Source organism: Limosilactobacillus fastidiosus (assembly GCF_014145505.1).
GTDB classification, from domain to species: Bacteria; Bacillota; Bacilli; order Lactobacillales; family Lactobacillaceae; genus Limosilactobacillus; species Limosilactobacillus fastidiosus.
Genome location: NZ_JACIUZ010000008.1, coordinates 1 through 235 on the forward strand (window position 1 = coordinate 1; position 235 = coordinate 235).

Consider the following 235-nt stretch of genomic DNA (forward strand, 5'->3'; position numbering starts at 1 on the left):
AAGTCGTAACAAGGTAGCCGTAGGAGAACCTGCGGCTGGATCACCTCCTTTCTAAGGAATAAAACGGAAACCTACACATTGTTGAAACTTTGTTTAGTTTTGAGAGGTTTACTCTCAAGCTTGCACTTTGAAAACTAAATAATATCAATTTTCTTTATTAATTAACAAAACAAACCGAGAACACCGCGTTATTTTGAGTTTTAAGAAATAATCGCTAACTCAATTAATCCGATAA

Annotated in this window: 1 rRNA gene; it reads left to right on the top strand. The window is 34.5% G+C overall.

Annotated elements, in window-relative coordinates:
- Nucleotides 1–51 (top strand): 16S ribosomal RNA (locus H5R64_RS00245); the annotation flags it as partial.
- Nucleotides 52–235 lie beyond the last annotated feature (184 nt).